The following is a 7532-nucleotide window of genomic DNA, read 5'->3' as shown; positions in this document are numbered from 1 at the left end:
CCGCAAGACCCGGAAGAAAGGTGAGGACGCATGCCCCCGCCTCCACCCGCCCCCGACGACGGCGCCGACCGCGGCCCGGCGGTACTCCACACGCTGCGCTGCGGCGGGCACGCCGACACGGGCCGCGTCGCGGCGGCCACCGGCCTGACCGCCGACGAGGCCGAGTCCGCACTGATCGGCCTCGCGATCGACGGACTGGTCACCCGCCACCCCGGCCCCTTCCCCGGGTGGGGGCTGACGGACGCCGGACGCGCCGCCCACGCCGAGCGGACCGCCCGCGAGCTGGAGGAGGCGGGCGTCCGCGACGCGGTGGCGGCGGCGTTCGAGCGCTTCGCCGTGCTCAACCCCGAGCTGCTCGACCTGTGCACCGCCTGGCAGCTCAGGCCGGTCGACGGGGTACCGGCCGTCAACGACCACGGCGACCCGGCCTACGACGCCCGCGTACTGGACCGCTTCGCCGATCTGCACCGGCGCGCCCTCCCCGTCTGCGCCGACCTGGCCGCGGCGCTTCCCCGCTTCGACCGCTACCGGGTCCGCCTCACCGACGCCCTCGACCACGCCCGCGCCGGGGCGACGGAGTACGTCGCCGACCACACCGCCTCGTTCCACACCGTGTGGGCCGAACTCCACGAGGACCTCCTCGCCACCCTCGGGATCCCGCGATGAGGTGGATCCGCCCGCTCTCCGCGGACCTCGACGAGGACGCCGACACCCTGGGCGCCAAGGCGCGCGGCCTGGTGGACCTCCACCGCCTGGGGCTCCCGGTCCCGCCCGCGTTCGTCGTCACCACCGGCGCCTGTCGGCGCTTCCGGAGCGAGGGCCGCCTACCCGACGGGCTCCGCGGCGAGCTGGCCGACGCCGTGCGCGGCCTGGAGGCCGCGACCGGGCGGCGGTTCGGCGGTGAACACGCGCCGCTGGCCGTCTCGGTCCGCTCCGGGGCGGGGGTGTCGATGCCCGGGATGATGAGCACCGTGCTCGACCTGGGCCTGACCTCCCGCGCCGCCGCAGCGCTGGCCGCCGAGACCGGGGACGAGCGGTTCGCGCTCGAATCCCGGTTGCGGATGCTGACCGGCTTCGCCTCCGCACTCCCGGGCGCGCCCGTGGACACCGCCGAGGACGGGAGCGGGGAAGGCGGCGGGGACCCCGGGCGTCTGCACGCCGCGATCGCCGCCGCCGAGGAGCGGATCGAGCGGCGACTGGGCCGCCCCTTCCCCGGCGGCGCGGCCGAACAGCTGGAGACGGCCGTGGAAGCCGTTTTCTCCTCGTGGGACGCGCCGCGCGCCCGGACCTACCGCGAGCTGAACGGCATTCCGGACGATCTGGGCACCGCCGTCGTCGTGCAGGCGATGGTGTTCGGCAACCGCGACGGGCGCAGCGGCACGGGGGTCGCGTTCAGCCGCGACCCCGCCACCGGAGAGGACACCTCATCCGGCGACGTCCTGTTCGCCTGCCAGGGCGAAGACGTGGTCTCCGGCAGGGAGCCGACCCTGCCCCTGCGCGAGCTGCGCGCCCGGGAGCCCGCGGTGGCCGACGCGCTCGATACGGCCCTGGCCCGCGCCGAGGGGCACTTCCGCGACGCCTGCTACGTGGAGTTCACCTTCGAGTCGGGCGGGCTGTGGCTGCTACAGGTCCGCCCCGGCCGCTACACCGGCGCCGCGGGGGTGCGCGTCGCGGTGGACCTCGCCGAGGCGGGGACGATCACACGGGAGGAGGCGCTGCTCCGCGTTCCGCCGCAGGGGATCGGGAACGTCCGGACGCCGCGCATCGCCGCGCGGGCGCGGGACGGCGTGGTCGGGCGGGGCGTGGGCGCGTGCCCGGGGGTCGCCGTCGGCCGACTCGCCACGACGAGCGAGGCGGCGGTGCGCATGGCGGCCGAGGGCCCGGTCGTCCTCGTGCGCCCCGAGACCTCGCCCGACGACGTGCGGGGGCTGGCCGCGGCGGCGGGGATCGCCACGGCGCGGGGCGGCTCCGCCAGCCACGCGGCGGTCGTGGCCCGGTCGATGGGCAAGCCCGCGGCCGTCGGCATCACCGGGATGGTGGTCGACGCCGCGTCCGCCACGGTCCGCGCGGGCGGAAGGGCCCTGGCGGAGGGGGACCTGGTGGCGGTCGACGGCACCGGGGGCGAGCTGGTGCTCGGCGACCCGCCGACGACGACGGACACCGCCGACGCCCACCTGCGCACCCTGCTCGACTGGGCGGACGAGGTGTCGGGCGGACGGCCCGGCGACGACGAGGAGTCCCGCCTGCAGGCCGCACAGGCGGCCATCCGCCGGCGCCGGGACTGAGCGGTCGACCGGTTACCTTCCCCCGGCCCCGCACCCCTGGGGCATCGTGCGCGGCGGAATCGCACCTTTCAGGGCGATCAGGTGTCGATTCCGCCACGTAGGATCGCCGGGCCCCCTCCCGGCGCCCGGTACGCCCGGCTCAGGGCCCCTGCGAGCAGGCCGCTGAGGGCGGTGGTTCCACCACCCGATCCGGCCTGGAGCGACCTTTTCGCCACGCTGGATGCCCGACCCACCGACCCCATGCCCGGTACGCCCGGAATGTGACCCCTGGTGGGGCGCCCTCGGGATTCGCACCGGCCCGGCGGGCGGCCCAGGGGAACCGCCCGCTTCCGCCGTCGCCGCCTTGCCGCCTTGCACTCTGGCGGCCCGCCGCCCGGCTGGGGCCCATGAGCGGGGTCCCTGCTCTGCCGTCGCCGCCCATCACGGCGACCACGCACACGCCCGCGACCCGACGGCGCTACCGCAAGGGCCGCCGCCCCTCCTCGTCGCCGCCTCCCGCCTCACACCCCGTCGCCCCGGCACCCGGCCGGAGGCCGCAAGCAGGGCACCGGCTCCACCGCCGCCGCCGACCACAGGGACCACGTACCCTGCCCGCAGGCAAGGACCAGGACCGCACGCGGACTCACGGGCGCGCGCCCGGGCCGAAGCCGGTCCAGCGCAGGTCGGGCGGAAGATGCCCCATGTCGTTGTACAGCACCAGCGAGGGCCGCCCGGAGCCGTAATGGCCGATCGCGGTCAGGGACGCGTTGCCGCACGACAGTCCCAGCCACCGGTCCGGCGGGGCGCCCATCGCGTGCCGCACCAACCAGGCCACCTGGTAGCCGTGGGTGACCAGCACCTCGTGCGTCTCCGTCTCCGCGGGCCGGGCGAACCGGTCGAGGAGGGCGCCCGCCAGGCGCGCGCCCTCGGCCGCCTCCGCGGGATCGAACCCGTCGAAGAACCCCGCCCACCCCGGCGGCGGGTCGTCGGGCACGTGCGGAACGTGGTCGATCAGCTCGGCCGCCTGCCGGACGGGGACGCCCGGCAGGTGCTCACCGATGACCGCCGCCGAACGCACCGCCCGGGGCAGGGGGGAGTGCCAGACCGCGTCGACGGGCAGCGCCGCCAGCCGCTCGGCGAGGAGCTCCATCTGCCGCAGTCCGGCGTCCGTCACCTCCCCGAACGGGTCCGCCGCACCGTGTCGCGCCACGTACAGATGCCGCACCGCCATCGCCACCCCTTTCAGATACTCTCATCATTTCAATGATACTGGCATCTGACTGCGGGCGGCCGGGGAGGGCGGCGGCCGATCACCTCACGTCGTCGGCGCCCGCGACGACCACCCCGTACAGATCGGCGATCCCGGCCATGGCGGAGGCGTGCAGCTGCGCGGCGCCGACCTCCCCCTCGACGGAGGGCAGGTCGCGGGTGGCGCAGGCCTCGGCGACGACGGTCGGGGTGAAGCCGCGCAGGAAGGCGCCCTCGGAGGTGTAGGACACGCACATGTGCGACATGAACCCGATGACGATGAGGTTCTGCCGCCCGGTGGCCCGCACCCGCTCCTCCAGATCGGTGCCGACGAAGGAGTTGGGGGCGTTCTTCACCACGACCGGCTCGCCCTCCGCCGGGGCGACGCTCGGGTGGACGGCTCCGATATCCGCGCGGATGTCGTACGCGCTCCCTTCCCCGCCGTCGTGCTGGACGTGGATGACCGGGGTTCCGGCCTCCCGGGCGCGGGCGAGCAGGCCTGCGGCGGCGTCGAGCGCGGGGCGCCACCCCTCCAGCTCCATGACGCCGGTCGTGTAGGTGTTCTGGTAGTCGATCAGGACCAGCGCCGCGTCGGCGAGGGTGGCGGGGGACGCGTCCAGTCCGTTCACGGCGCGCAGGGTGGTCGAAGGCATGGCAGGGCACCTCGTGGTCTTTGAAATGGATCGTGGTCTTTGAGATGAAAGAGAGGAGGAACTGGTCGAAACCGGTCACCCCGGGGCACACGAAGAAGCTAGTGTGGGGCGCCGAGTGTCGGCAATGACACTTGATACGCAGATCCGGACATCACCGTCGGCCACCTCCTGGAGGACCCCGTGGAGACCGTGGGCACCGTGGAGACCGCTGAGTCCGCCCCCTCCCAACGCCCCCTCGTCGTGATCGTCATGTTCGAGGGGGTGGACCTGCTGGACGTCACTGGACCGTCCGAGGTGTTCGCCCTGGTACGGCGGGAGACCTCGAACACGCTGGGGTACGACGTCCGGCTGGCGGCGCGGACCCTGGACCCGGTGGCGACCATGGCCGGGGTGCGGCTGCTGCCCGACGTCTCCTTCGACGCGCTCACCGGGCGCCGCATCGACACCCTGCTGGTGCCGGGCGCGGTGGAGGCGGACGCGACGGGGCGGCTGCGCGCGCTGGCCGACCCGTACCTCGTGGAGCTGGTGGGCGAGCTGTCCGGGCGGGCCCGCCGGACCGCCTCCGTCTGCGTCGGCGCGCACCTGCTGGCCGCGGCCGGTCTGCTCGACGGCAAGCGCGCCACCACGCACTGGACGACCGCGCCCCAGCTCGCCGAGGAGCACCCCGAGGTCCGCGTCGACGCCGACCCCATCTTCATCCGGGACGGCGACGTATGGACCGGGGCCGGGATCAGCTCCGGCCTGGACCTGGCGTTGGCGCTGGTCACCGAGGACTTCGGGGAACAGGTGGCGCTGCGGGTCGCCCGCCAGCTGGTGATGTACCTCAAGCGGCCCGGCGGGCAGAGCCAGTTCAGCGTCCCGCTCGAACCCGTCTCCGCCACACGCCGCATCGAGGACCTGCGGCTCTACATCCAGCACCACCTCGACGGGGACCTCAGCGCCGCCCACCTCGCCGAGGTGGCCCATGTCGGCGAACGCCAGCTCGCCCGCATCTTCAAGGCCGAGCTGGGGGCGACCCCCGCCGCCTACGTCGAATCGGCCCGCCTCGAACAGGCCCGCATCCGCCTGGAGACGAGCGAGGACACACTGGAACGCATCGCCTCCGGCTGCGGCTTCGGCAGCGTCGACACCCTGGTCCGGGCATTCCGCCGCCGCCTGGGCACCACCCCGCACACCTACCGGCAGCGCTTCCGGACCCGCCCCGCGTGAGGGGAGGCCCACCGTTCTCCCGGGACAGGCGGCGTGGCGCCCCTGGGAGAGCTCCGATCGACCGGTGCGGACGGGACCGCCCTGGAGTGGAACGGCCGGTCGACGGTCTTCACTGGTCTTCACTGTGCGGCATGACGAGTGCGGCGGGGAAGGGCGGCCCGGCGCGATCGGCGGCGTCGCCGCTGGCGGTGGAGTCCGGAAGCACGGCATCCTCACTCGGCAGGGACGCTGTGACGACCGCACCCGAACGGCGCGCCGAGGGAAACGCCGAACCCGAAAGGGGACACCATGGGCGTCGGGATCGACCCGCGATTCCGGGAGGAGTTCGAGCGGCTGCTGGCCGCGGGGGACCTCCTCGACTTCGACCGGCTGGTGGTCTACGACGGCTACTTCGACGAGCTGCCCCTCTTCGCCACCTACCGCCAGGTCGCCTTCCTCGACGGGCTGCCGCCGCAGGAACGCGACCGTGTGCTCGTGCGGGCCGCGGTCGCCCACCTCGGCCGGGTCCTCGACCACGCGGCGGACTTCTTCGGCGACGGCGAACCGGACTTCTTCTGCGCGGTGACCGTCACCGGATGGGACTACCGGGAACAAGGGGACCCGCTGGTGCCCCGCTTCTGGCGCGCCAATCCCAGCAGGGGCGTGTTCGACCACCTCAGGCTGTGTCCGCCGGTCTCCGGGGGAAGCGCCCTGGTGGCGGACTTCCTCGCCCACGATCCCGCCTACCTGCTCAATGACGACATCGTGGAGCGCTTCGGCGACCGGTTCCTGGAGCGCGTCTTCGTTCAGCGATCCGACCACCCGGTGCCCGAACGCAGCGCCTCCGGTCGCAAGACCGGTCACGAGGCCGAACGTAAGGCCGATCGTAAGGCCGAGCGGTACTGAACCCGCATGCGCGCCAGCGCACGGCCCGTACCGGGAACGTCGTCCCGCGGGCACCGCCCGTCCGGCGTCGTCTCCCCCGGGCTCATCCCCAAGCGGAGCGGGAGCGCCCCGAGCGGGAACGTCCCGACGCCAGCAGGCTCAATGCGGCGGCGGACGCGCTCTCGGGGTCGGCGGTGTGCGTGAGGATGCGCTGACCGTTGCCCTCGGGCAGGTGCAGCACCTCGTAGCCCAGTTCGAGTTCGCCGACCTCGGGGTGGCGGAACCGCTTCGTGCCGCCGGTGCACAGCCGCACGTCGTGCCCGGCCCACAGCCGGGCGAACTCGGGGCTGTTGACGCTCAGCTCCCCGACCAGTTCCGCGAGGCGGCGGTCGTCGGCGAACTGCGCCGCCACGTACCGCAGCGAGGCGACCGCGAGCGCGGCCTCGCCGTGCCAGTCGACGTACAGGTCGCGGGTGTGCTCGTCCAGGAAGAGCATCCTCATATGGTTCGGCCGGTCGTCGGCGTGCGCGGGCGCGTCGAAATCGAGGTGGCCGCCGAGGAGCCGGTGCCCGGCGCGATTCCAGGCGAGGATGTCGTTGAACCTCCCCATCAGCACGGCGGGCACCTCACCCATCGCGTGCAGCAGGCGCTCGGCGCCCGGATCCGCCCACTCCGGCCTCGCCGCCCGGGGCCTCTTCGGCGGCGCCGGGCGCGCCAGCGCGTACAAGTGGGCGCGCTCGTCCGCGTCGAGCCGCAGCGCACGGGCCAGGGCGTCGATGACCGCGTCGGAGGCGTTCTGCGACTGCCCCTGCTCCAGCCGGGTCAGGTACGTCATCGACACCCCCGCCAGCTGCGCCAGCTCCTCGCGCCGCAGGCCGGGCACCCGGCGCCGGCCGTAGCTGCGCACGCCGACGTCCTCGGGGGTGATGCGGTCGCGGCGCGAACGGAGGAACTCGCCGAGCTCGGTCACGGGACGGTCGGCGTCCGCGGAGGACGGGGCGGTCGCGGCGGGCGGGCGCGTGTCGAGGGGCCGTCGTTCCATGCACCCGATTGTGCCCCCTCCGGCGCGGACGAGCCTGCCCCTGTGAGTGCCAGGCACCCCGAGACTCCCCGAACGGGGAGGCTGGCTACCCGGTTCCGGGCGGCTGAGGGTGTGGGCCATGACCACGACCGAAAACCCGCCCCCGTCGGCGCGACCGGCCGACCCGCCCTCCGAACGGTTCACCGCAGCGCAGAAGACCGCCATGGCGGTCCTGCTGATGGCGAACTTCACCCTGGCCGTCGACTTCTCGAT

General features: G+C 74.3%; 7 protein-coding genes. 4 read left to right on the top strand and 3 right to left on the bottom strand.

What is annotated here, in order from left to right:
• Positions 1 to 30 precede the first annotated feature (30 nt).
• Both D476_RS0128900 and D476_RS0128895 read left to right on the top strand, forming a co-directional pair.
• Positions 31 to 666, top strand: a complete 636-nt coding sequence (locus tag D476_RS0128900; protein WP_017627368.1) for a hypothetical protein — start codon at positions 31 to 33, stop codon at positions 664 to 666.
• A complete protein-coding gene (locus D476_RS0128895; protein WP_017627367.1) occupies positions 663 to 2285 on the top strand; it encodes a PEP/pyruvate-binding domain-containing protein in 1623 nt (540 codons plus the stop codon). The genes D476_RS0128900 and D476_RS0128895 overlap by 4 nt, the downstream gene beginning before the upstream one ends.
• Before the next feature lie 622 nt (positions 2286 to 2907).
• On the opposite strand, the gene D476_RS0128890 is transcribed toward D476_RS0128895, so the two are convergent.
• The gene (locus D476_RS0128890) at positions 2908 to 3495 is read right to left on the bottom strand and encodes a histidine phosphatase family protein (protein ID WP_017627366.1); all 588 of its coding nucleotides are present in this window, start codon (positions 3493 to 3495) and stop codon (positions 2908 to 2910) included.
• 79 nt (positions 3496 to 3574) lie between these two features.
• Complete coding sequence (locus tag D476_RS0128885) at positions 3575 to 4165, bottom strand: cysteine hydrolase family protein (protein WP_017627365.1); 591 nt, start codon at positions 4163 to 4165, stop codon at positions 3575 to 3577.
• Between the two features lie 180 nt (positions 4166 to 4345).
• Between D476_RS0128885 and D476_RS0128880 the strand changes: the two genes are divergently transcribed.
• Together D476_RS0128880 and D476_RS0128870 are read left to right on the top strand one after the other, a co-directional pair.
• A complete protein-coding gene (locus D476_RS0128880) occupies positions 4346 to 5374 on the top strand; it encodes a GlxA family transcriptional regulator (protein ID WP_017627364.1) in 1029 nt (342 codons plus the stop codon).
• A gap of 288 nt (positions 5375 to 5662) precedes the next feature.
• Complete coding sequence (locus tag D476_RS0128870; protein ID WP_017627362.1) at positions 5663 to 6259, top strand: Imm15 family immunity protein; 597 nt, start codon at positions 5663 to 5665, stop codon at positions 6257 to 6259.
• 82 nt (positions 6260 to 6341) lie between these two features.
• Here the strand turns inward: D476_RS0128870 and D476_RS0128865 are convergent, their stop codons facing one another.
• Complete coding sequence (locus tag D476_RS0128865; protein ID WP_017627361.1) at positions 6342 to 7280, bottom strand: helix-turn-helix transcriptional regulator; 939 nt, start codon at positions 7278 to 7280, stop codon at positions 6342 to 6344.
• Between the last annotated feature and the right edge of the window lie 252 nt (positions 7281 to 7532).

Source organism: Nocardiopsis chromatogenes YIM 90109 (genome assembly GCF_000341185.1).
Lineage (GTDB): Bacteria > Actinomycetota > Actinomycetes > Streptosporangiales > Streptosporangiaceae > Nocardiopsis_A > Nocardiopsis_A chromatogenes.
The sequence above is the reverse complement of the archived record's forward strand: the minus strand, read 5'-3'. Positions and strand labels throughout refer to the sequence as shown.